Origin of the sequence: Flavobacterium sp. UBA7663 (genome assembly GCF_002483315.1) — a bacterium.
In the GTDB taxonomy this organism is placed as follows: domain Bacteria; phylum Bacteroidota; class Bacteroidia; order Flavobacteriales; family Flavobacteriaceae; genus Flavobacterium.
In genome coordinates this window covers 96,136-111,713 of the sequence record NZ_DLHR01000028.1, presented here as the reverse complement: position 1 = coordinate 111,713, position 15,578 = coordinate 96,136, and the positions used below count along the sequence as shown (strand labels likewise).

General features: G+C 30.8%; 8 protein-coding genes. 5 read left to right on the top strand and 3 right to left on the bottom strand.

The annotated features are described in order from the left end of the window. Positions 1-23: 23 nt before the first annotated feature. Entirely contained in the window at positions 24-3,755 is a 3,732-nt protein-coding gene (locus B2741_RS12315; protein WP_291139386.1) for a PAS domain S-box protein, read from the bottom strand. A gap of 745 nt (positions 3,756-4,500) precedes the next feature. Between B2741_RS12315 and B2741_RS12310 the strand changes: the two genes are divergently transcribed. From B2741_RS12310 to B2741_RS12290, 5 genes are all read left to right on the top strand, one after another. Then, positions 4,501-6,672, top strand: coding sequence for a S9 family peptidase (locus tag B2741_RS12310; protein WP_291139381.1), 2,172 nt, complete (start codon positions 4,501-4,503; stop codon positions 6,670-6,672). A gap of 27 nt (positions 6,673-6,699) precedes the next feature. Then, the gene (locus B2741_RS12305) at positions 6,700-8,583 is read left to right on the top strand and encodes a peptide MFS transporter (protein WP_291139376.1); all 1,884 of its coding nucleotides are present in this window, start codon (positions 6,700-6,702) and stop codon (positions 8,581-8,583) included. Between the two features lie 76 nt (positions 8,584-8,659). After that, positions 8,660-10,318: a peptide MFS transporter gene (locus tag B2741_RS12300; RefSeq protein WP_291139373.1), complete on the top strand. Its 1,659-nt coding sequence runs from the start codon at positions 8,660-8,662 to the stop codon at positions 10,316-10,318. A gap of 1 nt (position 10,319) precedes the next feature. Further along, positions 10,320-11,822, top strand: a complete 1,503-nt coding sequence (locus B2741_RS12295) for a peptide MFS transporter (protein ID WP_291139370.1) — start codon at positions 10,320-10,322, stop codon at positions 11,820-11,822. A 52-nt stretch (positions 11,823-11,874) separates the two neighbouring features. Continuing rightward, positions 11,875-12,342, top strand: a complete 468-nt coding sequence (locus B2741_RS12290; RefSeq protein WP_291139367.1) for a thioredoxin family protein — start codon at positions 11,875-11,877, stop codon at positions 12,340-12,342. A 3-nt stretch (positions 12,343-12,345) separates the two neighbouring features. On the opposite strand, the gene B2741_RS12285 is transcribed toward B2741_RS12290, so the two are convergent. Together B2741_RS12285 and lpxB are read right to left on the bottom strand one after the other, a co-directional pair. Further along, positions 12,346-14,358 carry a ComEC/Rec2 family competence protein gene (locus tag B2741_RS12285; RefSeq protein WP_291139364.1) on the bottom strand — a complete coding sequence of 671 codons (2,013 nt, stop codon included), beginning with the start codon at positions 14,356-14,358 and terminating at the stop codon, positions 12,346-12,348. Positions 14,359-14,462: 104 nt separating this feature from the next. Continuing rightward, the gene (gene lpxB / locus B2741_RS12280; RefSeq protein WP_291139361.1) at positions 14,463-15,578 is read right to left on the bottom strand and encodes a lipid-A-disaccharide synthase; all 1,116 of its coding nucleotides are present in this window, start codon (positions 15,576-15,578) and stop codon (positions 14,463-14,465) included.

Genomic DNA, 15,578 nt, shown 5'->3' with positions numbered 1-15,578 from the left:
AGAAAGCAAAGATACTAATTGGATTAATTAGGAAGACTATTTATCCATTTAAATAAAGTGTTTTCAAATAAAATTTTATCGACAGGTTTAACTATAAAATCATCCATGCCTACTTCTAAGCATTTTTCTTTTTCACCTGTAATGATTCCTGCAGTAATGGCAATAATAATTGTATTTGGATTTGTTTTTCTTATTTCTGTCGACGCTTCATAGCCATTCATAATTGGCATTTGAATGTCCATGAAAATAATATTGGGTTTGTTTTCTAGTGCTAAATCAACTGCTTCTTGGCCATTTTTTGCTTCGTAAATGATGCAATTTGGAACTTTGTTCAATATTAATGTTTTGGTCAAGAGCATGTTTATTTTGTTGTCATCAGCAATTAAAATTTTAATGGCATTAAGTAAAACTTCTTCCTTGCTATTTGGGATTGGTTGTATTTTTTCTGAATTATTTCGGTTTAGGTAACTTTGTAATGCATCAAGTTTTATGGGTTTTATGATACTTTGAACATTTTTATTGGTTCCAGTTTCATTAAATTTCGAATTGGAATTTTGCATCACTATTATTGAAATAGTTGGCAGATTATTAAGGTTGTTTATGATTTTAATGGTTGTTACTTCAGACAAATATTCTAAATCTAAAAGCAATAAATCGTATTTGTTTTCTGAAACAAAATCAGGAATGGTTTCTAAATTGTTTTGGTAAATATCGGCATCAATAGAAAAATTTTGTAACATCTTTTTAATTATTGAAGCCACTAGTTCATTGTCCTCTATAATTAAAGCTTTTTTAAAGTTGAGCTTACTTATATTTAAATGATTGTTACAAATTTCTGATTTTAATTCTAATTCGAAACTAAAAGTAGAGCCAACATTAGGTTCACTATCAATTTCTAATTTACTATTCATTAATTTGAGAAGGCTGTTTGTAATGGTTAACCCAAGTCCAGTTCCACCATAATTTCGAGTTGTAGAATTGTCTTCTTGAGTAAAAGCTTCAAGGATTTTTTTCTTGTTTCCTTTTTTAATTCCAATGCCGGTATCTTTAACGCTAAATTTAATTTTTGATGAGTTATTACCAATATTTACAGACGAAACTTCTAATTCGATATGTCCTTTTAAAGTAAATTTGATAGCGTTATTAAGTAAATTTTGTAAAATTTGTTTCAGTCTAATTTCATCTACCCAAATGGCACAATGTACATCTTTGTGGATATTTACAATGAGTTCCAAATTTTTCTGATGCGCCATAAATTTCATCATATCTACACATTGATTGATGATGGCATGTAAACTTGTTTTTTCGTTATCGATGATTAATTTTCCAGCTTCAATTTTAGAGATGTCTAAAATATCATTTACCACATCTAATAAGGTAGAAGCCGATTGATTAACGGTTTCTAAATGTTGCTTTTGAATTTCGGTTAAATCAGAACCTAATAACAAATTACTAAATCCGATAATTCCGTTTAATGGGGTTCGGATTTCATGACTCATATTGGCTAAAAATTCTGATTTGGCTTTGTTAGAAGATTCGGCTAATTCTTTAGCAATTACAGCTTCTTCAGCTATTTTTCTTTCGGTAATGTCAATTAATACACCTTCAATATAGGCTACCTCGTTGTTAATAATAATACCTTCTCCGTATTCTTCTACCCAAACATATAATCCATCTTTTTTTCTAATACGACAGGTTACTTTGTAAGGTTTTCGGCTGTGTAAGGCTTCATCAATTTTAATTCTTAATTCTTCTTCTTCATCAGGATGATAAAGATCAAGTAATGAAATTTTATTACTCATAAAATCATCACGATTATAGCCTGTAAGTTTTTCTATTTCGTCATTTAAATAAACTTTTGTTCGTGCTTCGTCGTATTTAACTAAAAAAACAGAAGCTGGAATGTTATTAGCTAATAGTCTAAATTTTTCCTCACTTTCGGCTATTGCTTTTTCATTATTTATTCTTATGATAGTTGAAGAGATATTGTGCGATAATGTTAGAAGTATGCTGATTTCTTCATCTGTCCAAATACGTTCATTTTTGCAATCATCAAATCCTATAAACCCTAAAAATGTATCTTTATCAAAAAGAGGTATTATTAGAATAGAAATTATATTTTGTTCGATAAGAATTTTTTTGAAATTCCCTTTAGGAATATTTTTTGTTAAACTATTATATGGTTTTTTCGTTAAAATAATTTCCATGAAATCTGAAAAAAGATCATGTGGAAAATTTTGTAATTCAGGATTATCAATTTCTGCTAAATCTGTTTCAGAAACCCATTCAAAGCGTTGACTTATTAAATTTGTTTTGATATCATTTTCAAAATAATATAGGCGATCTACTTTTAATACTTTACCTATTTGTTCAATTGAAGTGTCAAAAATTTGGTCTTTATCTTTGTGAATTAAAAGATTACTGGTTACGTTTGCTATAGCAGTTAAAATTTCATTTTTATAAATGATTTGATTTTCAGCATTTTTCCTTTTTGTTGTTTCAATTGCAAGTGCTATAATTTCGGCAACAGTTTTGCAAAAATTGATGTCTTCATTTGTCCAATATCTCAGTTCGTTTGTTGCTTCAATACATAAAATGTTTTTAAGCTCACCTCCAATATAAATAGGAATATCTAACAACGATTTGATGTCGTATTTAGGGAAATATTCTTTTGTAAACTCCTCTAAAGATTCATCTTTATATACATTTGAAGCAATAATTATAGGCTGAGATTCAATGTTTGAAATATAGTTACTAATGTCATTTTTTAAAATTTTTAAATCAGCATAATGTTTGTCTTCGCAATGAACATAAATATTTTTCAAATCGATATGATCTTCATTGAAATCCCAAAGCGCCACACGATCGATTCGTAATCCGATAGCGGTTTCTTTACATATGTGTCTAATTAAATCATCTAAGCTTTGAAATGTTAAAAAATTTAATGTAGATAGTTTGTTGGATATAGAATTTAATCTACTAATTTCTTCAATTCTTTTGTGCTCTTCTAGTTCTATAAGTTTGGTATTAGTAATATCTCTAATAATGCAAGAAAATCCAGAAACTATATCGTTTTCATCTCTTTTGATGGTAACTTTTTGTGAGACCCAAATTTCATCACCATTTTTTTTAATTATAGGGAATTCTAAAATGTCAAATTCATCTGTTTCTGAGATGGAATCTACGTAAAATTTAGACACAGTGTTTTTAAAGTCGTCTCTTATAAAATCACTAAAATGTCTGCCTAAAAGTTCTTCTAATCGATACCCTAATGTTTGAATTGAAAATTTATTAGCATAAATGATATTGCCATATCGATCACTTTCATAAATGATGTCTTTAGCATTTTGAATCAAATTAGCATACTTGGTTTCTAAACTAATTTTAGAAGTTACATCTTGTCCTGTGGCAACGTAAGTACTATTTTTTTGTTTAAAGTCGGTCCACTGTATGAATTTGTAATCTCCGTTTTTACACTTTAATTTTCTGAAATAAACAGCATTTGGTTTGAATTTATTTGTATAGTCAATCGATTCAAATTCAGTGTCTTCTGTTAATTGCCAAAAAGCTTTTCCTAAAACTTCTTCTGGACTGTAACCTAATATTTTAGTTATTGAATCATTACAATAAAGCACGTTGCCCATGTTGTCTGTGGCAATAATAATCGAGTTTGTGTTGTTTATAATATCTTGGGTAAAAATCAGTCTTTCGTTTGCTTTAATGTTTCGTATTATTTGCCCTAAATGAATGATCATTATGATAAACAAAGCGTTTATAAGAGTTATAATGTTTGTTGTTTCTTCATTTTTTAAAATGGTAAGGATGAATAAAAGAATGAAGTTGATGCCAATAAAAATTAGATATGTAGTAAATCGTTTAAAAATTGCAAAAGCAAAAAATAACAGTAATAAATATTTTGAAAACAAAAGAAAATTCATCTTTTCTTTAAAAAAACCATAGATTACAGATAAAAGGAGTAAATAAAAACAAATTCTAAAAATGGTGTAACTGAATTTAGCTATTTCTTTTTTTGATGTTATTATGAAAATGAAAACACAAAAGGCACCAATGAGAAATTCAAAATAAGAATTAACGCTTTTAGATTCATTAAAAATCAAATAGAACAATTCGGCAACAGGAAATATTAATCCGAGATATAAAAAATAATATCTGTATTGCGTGTTAGAATGATGGTTTATAGTGTTTCTTAAAGTTCTAAAATCGATATTAGATGATTTTAATTGAAAATTAAAAAACAGTCCAAAAACAGCTAAAAGAAGAATTAAATAAACAAATACATATAAATTAGCAACAGCAAGTATGTTGGAAAAAAAAAATAATCCATTTTGTAGCGTTACTATCATTTATTTAAGGGGTTCATTTTAATTATAAATGTAACTAAATATTTTTTAAAAATCAAAAACTTTATTAAATGAAGTTAAAATTATGGTTAATTCATATATTTTCACTAAAATTGGGGTCTTTAAGAACATATTTATTATGAAAAAATACAGTTTAGCAGTATTGCTTTTTGTAGTGAGCTCATTATCAGTAGTAGCTCAACAAAAAATTACTTTAGAAGAAATTTGGGGCGGTGCTTTCAGAACAAAAGGAATGGACGCTTTGAGTGCAATGAAAAACACCAACCAATACACGGTGTTAAATTACGATAGAAATTCAAAAAGTTATCAAATCGATTTGTATGATTTTGCAACTTTAGAAAAAATAAGTACACTTTTTGATACCAAGAATCATTCAGAAGTAACTTCAATTGATAGTTATTCCTTTGATAAAAACGAGGAAAAGATTTTAATTGCTACTAAATCAAATCCTATTTTTCGTCATTCTTTCACTGCTGAATATTTTATTTACGATATTCCATCTAAAACAGTGAGCAGTTTTACTACAAACGCTATTCAAGAACCTACTTTTAGCGCTGATGGAACTAAAATTTCATATGCTTTTGAAAACAATTTATACATTCACGATTTAGTTTCGGGAGCTAAAATTCAAATTACGCAAGACGGACAAAAAAATAAAATCATCAATGGTATTACGGATTGGGTGTATGAAGAAGAATTTGCATTCGTAAAAGCTTATGATTGGAATGTAACGGGAACAAAAATTGCGTACATCAAATTTGATGAAACCGAAGTTCCAGAATTTTCAATGGATATGTATAACGAAGGATTATATCCAACACAAACAGTTTTCAAATATCCAAAAGCGGGTGAGAAAAACGCAATCGTTTCTTTACATATTTTCGATTTAAAATCAGGAACTACTAAGAAAATCAATTTGGGAGATTACAAAGATTTTTATATTCCAAGAATCAAATGGACGAATGACGCTGCTACTTTAAGCGTTCAAGTAATGAATCGCCATCAAAATAACTTAGACTTACATTTTGTAGATGCTAATGCAGGAACTACAAAAATTGTTTTAAACGAAAAAGATAAAGCATACGTTGATGTGACCGACAACTTAACCTTCCTAAAAGATAATAGCTTTATTTGGACATCAGAAAAAGACGGATTCAATCATATTTACCACTATGACAAATCAGGTAAATTGAAAAAACAAATTACTTCTGGTAAATGGGAAGTGACTAACTATTACGGTTTTGATGAAAAATCGGGAATGATTTACTATCAATCGGTTGAAAATGGTTCAATTAATAGAGACGTTTACGCTGTCAAAATTGACGGAAAATCTAAAATGAGATTGTCATCAAAAACAGGAACAAATTCGGCAACTTTTAGCCCGAATTTCCAATTCTTCATCAATACCTATTCAAGTGCCACATCTGCGCCAACTTATACTTTAAACAATTCAAAAATTGGGACAGTTGTAAAAACAATTGTTTCTAATGAGGCTGTTGAAGCTAAGTTAGCAAAATATGATGTTACTCCAAAAGAGTTTTTTGTATTAACTACCGAAAAAGGTCAGCAATTAAACGCTTGGATGATTAAACCAAAAAACTTTGATGCGACTAAGAAATATCCAGTTTTTATGTTTCAATATTCTGGACCAGGTTCGCAACAAGTTGCAAACACTTGGAACGGAACTAATGATTATTGGTTTATGATGTTAGCACAACAAGGCTACATTGTAGCTTGTGTTGACGGAAGAGGAACAGGTTTCAAAGGAGCCGCTTTCAAAAAGTGCACACAAAAAGAATTAGGAAAATACGAAGTAGAAGATCAAATTGATGCAGCAAAAGTAATTGGAAAATACAACTACGTTGACCCTTCAAGAATAGGAATTTTTGGATGGAGTTATGGCGGATTCATGTCGTCAAACTGTTTGTTTCAAGGAGCTGATGTATTCAAAATGGCAATTGCGGTAGCTCCAGTAACTTCTTGGAGATATTACGATAGTATTTACACTGAGCGTTACATGCAAACTCCACAAGAAAACGCTAGTGGTTATGATAATAATTCGCCAATTAATCACGTAAGTAAATTAAAAGGAAACTTTTTATTAATTCATGGAACTGCTGACGATAACGTACATGTTCAAAACACCATGAAAATGGTAGAAGCATTAGTTCAGGCAAACAAACAATTCGATTGGGCAATTTATCCAGATAAAAATCATGGAATTTACGGCGGAAAAACACGCTTACAATTGTATACTAAAATGACGAATTTTATTAAAGAAAAATTATAATAAACCAATAAACTAAAACTAATTTATATGAGTGAAGTAGCAGCTAAACAAAGCCATCCAAAAGGACTATGGGTTTTATTTGGAACCGAAATGTGGGAGCGTTTCAATTTCTACGGAATGCGAGCAATCTTAACATTGTTCATGGTAAACGCTTTAATGATGAAAGAAGCAGATGCTTCTTTAATTTATGGGGGATTTCTTGGATTGTGTTATCTAACACCAATGTTAGGGGGTTTTATTGCAGACAGATTTTTAGGTAACAGAAATTGTATTATGTTGGGCGGATTAATGATGGCCGCAGGACAGTTGTTGTTGTTTTTTAGTGCGAGTGTATTTGGCTCAAATTTATCTTTGGCAAACACATTACTTTGGTCAGCTTTAGGAATTATCATTTTTGGTAATGGATTCTTCAAACCAAATATTTCATCAATGGTTGGAAGTCTATATCCAAAGCAAGAAAAAAGCAAATTAGATACTGCTTTTACTATCTTTTATATGGGTATAAACATTGGGGCTTTCTTAGGTCAATTTATCTGTCCTATTTTAGGAGATGTAAAAGATGCTGGTGGACTTAGAGATATTCATGCTTTTAAATGGGGATTTTTAGCTGCGGCTTTAGCAATGTTAATAGGAACCGCAGTATTTTATTTTCTGAAAAATAAATATGTAGTTACACCAGAAGGAAAAGAGATAGGTGGTTTGCCTTCAAAAAATGATGCTGGAGACTTTGAAGAAGGTGAGTCGCAAAAAGCTCATTTTACTATGGGTTCTATTTTTATTTCGTTAGTAGTTTTTGCAGCTGTTTTCTTCGTGTTTAATTATTTTACAGATGGAAATAATGTTGTTAAATCTATTATTTATCCAATTATATATGCTAGTGGTGTAGCCTTAGCGGTGTTAATTTTATTAGATAAAACATTAACTAAAGTAGAAACACAAAGAATTTGGGTAATTTATATAATGTCATTCTTTATTATTTTCTTTTGGGCAGCGTTTGAGCAAGCGGGCTCTTCGTTAACTTTTATTGCAGATAATCAAACAGATAGAAGCTTTTTTGGTTGGAATATGCCACCGTCAATGGTGCAAATTTTTAATGGTTTATTTGTTGTTTTATTAGCATTTCCATTTAGTATTTTATGGGATAAGTTAAGAGCAAAAAACAACGAACCTCTTTCGACGGTTAAACAATCAATCGGTTTATTGTTAATTGCAGTAAGTTATTTTATAATAGCTCATAATGTAAAAGATTTAGGTAACGAAGGTTTGTTGGCAATTAAATGGTTAATTCTATTATATTTGATTCAAACATGTGCTGAATTATGTTTGTCTCCAATAGGACTTTCATTGGTTGGTAAATTATCTCCAAAACGTTTCGCTTCTTTGGCTTATGGCGTTTTCTTTATTTCAAATGCTGCTGGTTACGCTCTTTCAGGTACTTTAGGTTCAATTTTACCTCCAACAGGTGATAAATATATGGCGGCTCAAAAAGAAAATATTGATTTGAGAGCAATTTTAGATGAAACAAAAGACCCTGAAGCAGCAGAATTATTTTCTTTAGCAAAATTAAATTTAGCTAAAGTTGACAAAGAATTGGCAGCTGAAAATAAGATAGATATCAATTCTAAATTAGAGAATATTTTAAAAATTAAAAGCGAAAAAGAGTTAGCGCAAAAGAATAAAACAGTTTTTGTTAATAATTTTAAAGCTACCGATACAACTTTCACTGTTGAGGAATTAAAAATCATCAAAGAGAAAAAGATTATTTCTGCAGAATATCCTGAATTTGCTGGCAATAAAATACGAACATTATATGATTTCTTTATGGTTTTCGTTGTTTTATGTGGAATAGCAGCAGCAATTTTATTTGCATTAACTCCAGTAATTAAAAAGATGATGCACGGCATTCGATAATTATTAAAAAATATTTTTATATCTTTCAAACCTACAAGAAACCCTTGTAGGTTTGTTTTTTTAAATACAATAAATTATGTGGAAAAGTCATCCTAAAGCATTGCCTTACTTGTTTTTATCTGAAATGTGGGAACGTTTCGGTTACTATTTAATGATTGGTATTTTTACCTTATATCTTAAAGATGTTGAAGCCGGATTCGCCATGACCGAGAAAGAAGCATCCGATTTATACGGAACTTTTATCGCTTTGGTATTTTTAACGCCTTTTATTGGCGGTTTAGTTGCCGATAGATATTGGGGCTACAAAAAATCTATCGTAATTGGTGGTATTATGATGGGAGCTGGTTATTTCATGATGGGAATTCATGACATTACGATGCTTTACATTGCCATGACATTAGTTATCGTTGGTAACGGTTTCTTCAAACCAAATATCTCAACACTTTTAGGTAACTTCTATACTGAGGATAAATTCAAAGACAAAAAAGATGAGGGTTACAATATTTTCTACATGGGAATTAATGTTGGAGCGTTCATTTGTAACTTCTTTGGAGCAGCTTTACAAATTCTATTAGGTTGGCAATACGCTTTCATGGCAGCTGGTGTTGGAATGTTTATAGGAGTTATTGTTTTCTTATTAGGAACAAAACATTATGGAAATCAAACCGAGAAAAAAGGAGTGCAACCTGGCGACATGCCTTTCTATAAAATTGTACTTTTCATTTTATTACCATCAGCAGTTTTTGGAGTTATTGGTTGGCTGTTAAAAGGAGTAACTTCTGAAGCAAATCCGAATGGTTATATATTTGGTTCGGATAGTACAGATGCCTTTATTTTTGCTTGTATTCCAGTAATTTTCTTCTACGGAAGTTTGTACTTCAAAGCCAAAGTGGAAGACAAAAGACCTATTGGTGCTTTGTTAACCATTTTCGCAGTTGTAATTTTATTTTGGGGTGTTTTCAAATTGAATGGTTCTGCATTAAACACTTGGGCTGACCGTTATACTGATAGAGAAATCACAGGAACCACACAAACCGTTTTTAATGGATTAAAACTAGCCAAAGAGGTAGAATACAAAAAAGATATTGTTGAATTATACGATGCCAGTTTCCGTATTCAAAAAGTTGACGGAGAAGTTCAAAAAACAGTTGATTATCCAGTTTATTTTAGAAACGTAGCCAAAGATAAATTACCTGAAGAAGGTTCTAAAGTTTCGCTTTGGGCAACCAATTTAAGTCAGTCTATAAATCCAGGTTGGGTTATTATTTTAACGCCTTTAGTTGTTGCATTCTTCACTTTCTTAAGAAGTAGAAAAAAAGAACCTTCAACACCAACAAAAATCGCCTTTGGTTTATTGATTTCGGCTTTATCCGTTTTAGTAATGATTGCTGCGGTAAATATGGGAGCAAACGGTTCTGAAAAAGTAAGTGTTTGGTGGTTAGTTGCTAATTACGGGGTTATCACCATTGGAGAGTTATTCTTAAGCCCGATGGGATTATCAGTGGTTTCTAAATTAAGTCCTACAAATATCACTTCTTTAATGATGGGCGGTTGGTTCTTATCAACTTCTATCGGAAATAAATTGAGTGGGGTTTTAGCAAGTCTTTGGGATACATACGATAACAAGCAAGATTTCTTTTGGATTAACTTCGGATTATTAATGTTTGCTACTTTATTAATGTTCATTTTGTTGAAACAATTGAATAAAGTAATGCAAGAAAAAGGAATTCACTAAGATGCAAACAATAGAAGAAATTCAAAATTTTAAAGGAAAATACCCAAAGCAACTTTGGTATTTATTCTTTAGCGAAATGTGGGAGCGTTTCTGTTTCTATGGAATGCGAGGAATGCTTTACTTCTATATGGTTCATCATTTACTAATGGACAAAGAAGCGGCTAATCTTCAGTATGGCGCTACTCAAGCATGGGTGTATGCTTTTACGTTTATTGGAGGTCTATTTGCCGATAAAATTTTTGGATTCAGAAAATCTTTATTTTGGGGTGGTTTATTAATGATTGTTGGAAGTTTAATTTTAGCAATCGATCCAAAATCTATGTTTTTCGTAGGAGTGAGTTTTACCATTGTAGGAACTGGTTTTTTTAAACCTAATATCTCATCGATGGTTGGTAAACTTTACAGAGAAGGTGATACTAGAACTGATGCTGGATTTTCATTATTTTATGCGGGTGTTAATTTAGGCGCTTTAATTGGTGGTTATGTTTGTATAGCTGTTGGAAAAAGAGAGATGTTATCTTCTATCATACCTGAAGGTTTAGAATGGAATATTGCTTTTGGATTGGCAGCTGTTGTTATGGTTATTAGTTTATTGACTTTTACACAAACTCAAAAAAGTTTAGGAAATATTGGTTTATCGCCTTTGCAACATATTGAATCTGGAAAAAGAAAAATTTATGAATGGTCAACTTATTTAGGTTCTATTTTGATTATTCCAATAATAATCGTAATGGTTTCTAATACAGAGTATACAGATTACTTTATGTATACCATTGGTCCATTTTCATTGCTATATTTAGCCTATGAAATGCGAGGTTTTTCAATAGCTGAAAATAAAAAGTTAATTGCGGCAGTTATTTTTATGCTATTTTCAATTGTTTTTTGGGCGTTTTTCGAACAAAGTGGAGGTTCTTTAAGTGATTTTGCTGCTGAGAATTTAAACAATACAGTTTTGGGAATTTCTTTAGATCCTAATGGTGTAAACAACTCAGCAAATTCTTTCTTTGTAATTGCTTTCGCAGCATTAGTGGGTATGGTTTGGCTTTGGATGGCAAAGAAAAAAATTGAGCCTAATACAATTATTAAATTTGGACTAGCTTTTCTGTTTTTAGCAGGAGGTTTTTGGGTGTTTTATTATACTAAGTTTTTTGCAGGACCAGATGGAAAAACTTCATTAGATTTATTTACATTCGGATGGTTTGTAATCACATTTGGAGAATTGTGTTTGTCTCCTATTGGAATGAGCGCCATGACAAAATTATCGCCACAAAAAACACAAGCAGTTATTATGGGAATGTGGTTTTTAGCAAGTGCTTACGGTCAATATTTTGCAGGTTTATTAGGTGCAAATATTGCAAGTGCGTCTAAAAATATGACAAATTTAGAAAAGTTAAATACTTATGCAGATGGCTACCAACAATTGGCCATTTATGCTCTAATTGCTGGAGTTGTTTTAATCGCGATATCACCTTTAGTTAAAAAATTAATGCAAGAAGTTAAGTAATAGCTGTTTTTGGCATCCAATTTGCTTAATTTTGTTTTATAAAATTTAAAATATGAAGAAGATTTTAGTAATAGCGTTTTTAACTTTGACTAGTATGTCAATGCAAGCGCAAGAAGAATTAACTTGGCATACTGATATGTCAAAAGCAACCGATATTTCGATAAAAGAAAATAAACCGATGTTCTTGTTTTTTACAGGTTCAGATTGGTGTGGATGGTGTATTCGTTTGCAAAAAGAAGTTTTCAAAACCCCAGAATTTATCAAATGGGCAAAAGATAATGTGGTTTTAGTGGAATTGGATTTTCCAAGAAAAAACAATCAAACTGACGCGGTAAAACTTCAGAATGCACAATTACAACAACAATTACAAGTTAATGGATATCCAACCGTTTGGTTTGTAAGTGCTACAAAAACGGCTGAAGCTAAGATAAATTTGAACGCTTTAGGAAGTACAGGATATGTAGCAGGAGGTCCACAAGCTTGGCTTAGCGGAGCTAATCAGATTATTCAGAAAAAATAAGAATTATCTCAATCTATAGAATCCCTTTTCGGCAATAGCATGAAAAGGGATTTTCTCTTTTCTACAAGTAGCTTCCCAAAGTTTAATGGTGTTTTTGTAGTTGCTTTTATCGGCTATAATTAAATTAGGTTTTACTTCGTTTAATAATCGAGTTAGATTAATTTTTGGGTTTTGAGTTAATACAATTATTTCTGGGCGAATTGAGGTTTTGTAAATCCCTAAACTATCAATAACTAAAATTCTTTTACCCTGAAAAGAAATCGTGTTTTGCAATGGGAAAATGCGCAACGAATCTGAAAAGGTTCCTCGGGTGTAGTGTTGTAAAGTGGCGTTATGATTTTCCGGAATATCGCTAAAAGCCATAACGTTGTTTTGATTTTTGATGCCAATTAGCGTTGTTTTTTCATTGAAAATTACTAATTCACTGCTGTTATTTTCGCTCCATTTTATACTGATGTAGCTCAATTGAAAAATTAAAAGTGTTCCTAAAATATATTTTATGTTTTTTTCTTTTGTATGATAAAGCCAATATATAAAAGCAATTATAACTAAATACAATGAAAAAGTGAGCCAACCTGAAAACGAAATATTAGTTATGATTCCGCTTTTAAATTGTGCAATCCAATGGATATAATTGTTCATAAATTGAATACTGAATTCTAAAATTTTACCTAAGAAAACCGCAGCGGATGGAAGTACATAATTAAGTGGTAAAATCACAATTCCAACAATCAACACCAAACTCGATAGCGGAATGATTACCAAATTAGCTAATAAAAATAATAAGGGTAATTGGTTAAAATAATACAAACTCAAAGGCAAAACGCCAATTTGTGCAGCTAAGGAAACCAAAACGGTATCGGTAAAGTAAACTGCAATTTTGTTTTCGGAAAAATAGAACTTTTTGTAAAAAGGTTGAAATAACACAATCGATATAACTGCTGCATAACTTAATTGAAAGCCAATATCGAAAATTGAATTAGGTTTTATTAATAAAATAAGAAAAGCTGAAATAGCTAGGGCGTTATAAATTGCTTTTGGTTGGTTAAAGTAATTTCCAATACTAATAAAGCTAAATAAAGTTACAGCTCTTGTTACCGATGCTGGCAAACCAGTAAGCAAAGCAAATAACCATAAAACCCCTAAGACGATTAGTAATTGAATTTCCGCACCAAAACGAACTCTTTTTAAAGGTTTTAACAAGAACACGAGAAAGAAATAAATGATGGAAATGTGTAATCCTGAAATCGCTAAAATGTGAATCACACCAGCATTGGAATAATCGGCAATGGTTTCTTTATCTAATTCTAATCGTTGCCCTAAAATTAAAGCGTCAATAATGGCTTTAGTTTTGGGTTCAAAATGATGAATATCAAAACTTTTACTCAAATTGTTTCTTAAATTTTCAACGTAAAAATCAATTGTTTTATGGGTTTGAATAATTTTAATTTGATTTTCATTTGTGTAAATCTGATGAAATACGTTTTGTTTTTCTAAATATTTTGAATAGTCAAATTGATAGGGATTGAAAGCTTTTGGAATTGGATAAACGGGATTATTTAACCAAATCTCATCACCTGAATGTAAGGTTTCATTGTTTGTTTTTGGAACATAAAGTAATATTTTCCCTGAAGCTATTGAATCATTAAAATGTGAAAGTGTTACAAAATATTTGTTGAATTTTTCGTTCGGTTTTAGTGTGGTCGAAACGATTGCTCGAATGCTATTTGTTTCTTCAAACGATTGTTTAGAGTAATGATTTTTCGCATTTAAATCGGAATGAATATAAAAACTCATCATTCCTAAAGTAAAAGCGAGTAGGTAAGTGGCAATTCCGAAAAGAGTATTTTGAAGCAAAGCTTTTTTGCTTTTCCAAAATAGAAAACAAAAAATACCTAAACACAAAAACAATGAAATGATAAGAGTAGACAAACTCCATTGCAAGTAATATTCTGCAATAATGCCTATTGCAAAACTAATGGTAATGGTGAGTAAAGGAAACTTAAATACTTTCAAACACTTTGCTTTTGAAGTAGTATTTGGTTTTAAGTAGTTGGGACTTCCTTATTTCAAAAATATAAAAAATACCATTCGAACCAAATGTTTTGAACCAACATTCTTTATTTTTTGAAAGAATTTACAATCAGTTCAGCTGTTTTTTTGCTTGCACCTTCTCCTCCTAATTTTTGTTTTAATTCAGCATAATTATTCAATAAGATGGTACGACTATCTGAATTCAGAATTTTATTTAATTCTAATTTTAAGTTATTCGTATTCAATTCTTCCTGAATGAGTTCTTTCACCACTTCTTTGTCCATGATTAAATTCACTAACGAAATGTATTTTAAAGTAATAATTCGTTTAGCAATTTGGTACGAAATGTAACTTCCTTTATAACAAACCACTTCAGGAACATTGAATAATGCTGTTTCTAAAGTTGCGGTTCCAGAAGTTACTAATGCAGCATGAGAATGACTCAATAAATCATAAGTTTTATTCGAAATAAATTTCACGTTTTCATTCGTTAAAAATGTTTTGTAAAATTCATATTCCTGACTTGGAGCGCCCGCAATCACAAATTGATAATCTGGAAAATCGTTGGTTACCGAAAGCATAATCGAAAGCATTTTGGAAATTTCTTGCTTTCTACTTCCTGGTAATAAAGCTATAATTGGTTTTTCAGATAACTGATTTTCTTTTCTGAAACTTTCATCCGAAACTTCAGTTCTACTTGCAATGGCATCTATTAACGGATGACCTACAAAATGAACTGGAAAATTGTGTTTTTTCTCGTAAAAATCTTTCTCAAACGGAAGAATTACATACATAAAATCCACATCGCGTTTAATGGCTTTGATACGATTTTCTTTCCAAGCCCAAATTTGAGGCGAAATGTAGTAATGTGTTGGAATATTTCGCTCTTTTGCCCAAGTCGCAATGCGCATATTAAATCCAGGATAATCGATAAAAATAATCACATCAGGTTGAAAGGCTTCAATGTCTTTTTTACAAATTTTGATGTTGTTCAAAATGGTTTTTAAGTTCATGATGACTTCAATAAAACCCATAAATGCTAATTCGCGATAGTGTTTTACTAAAGTTCCGCCAACATTCTGCATCAAATCACCACCCCAAAAACGAATTTCGGCTGATGGATCTTTTTCGTACAAAGCTTTCATCAAATTCGAACCGTGTAAATCGCCCGAAGCTTCTCCTGCTATGATGTAATATTTCAT

Bases quoted from the DNA above. Each gene is read 5' to 3' on its own strand.
- B2741_RS12290 (WP_291139367.1), top strand. From the start codon at position 11,875: ATGAAGAAGATTTTAGTAATAGCGTTTTTAACTTTGACTAGTATGTCA.
- B2741_RS12310 (WP_291139381.1), top strand. From the start codon at position 4,501: ATGAAAAAATACAGTTTAGCAGTATTGCTTTTTGTAGTGAGCTCATTA.
- B2741_RS12315 (WP_291139386.1), bottom strand. From the start codon at position 3,755: ATGATCATTCATTTAGGGCAAATAATACGAAACATTAAAGCAAACGAA.
- lpxB (WP_291139361.1), bottom strand. From the start codon at position 15,578: ATGAAATATTACATCATAGCAGGAGAAGCTTCGGGCGATTTACACGGT.
- B2741_RS12295 (WP_291139370.1), top strand. From the start codon at position 10,320: ATGCAAACAATAGAAGAAATTCAAAATTTTAAAGGAAAATACCCAAAG.
- B2741_RS12305 (WP_291139376.1), top strand. From the start codon at position 6,700: ATGAGTGAAGTAGCAGCTAAACAAAGCCATCCAAAAGGACTATGGGTT.
- B2741_RS12300 (WP_291139373.1), top strand. From the start codon at position 8,660: ATGTGGAAAAGTCATCCTAAAGCATTGCCTTACTTGTTTTTATCTGAA.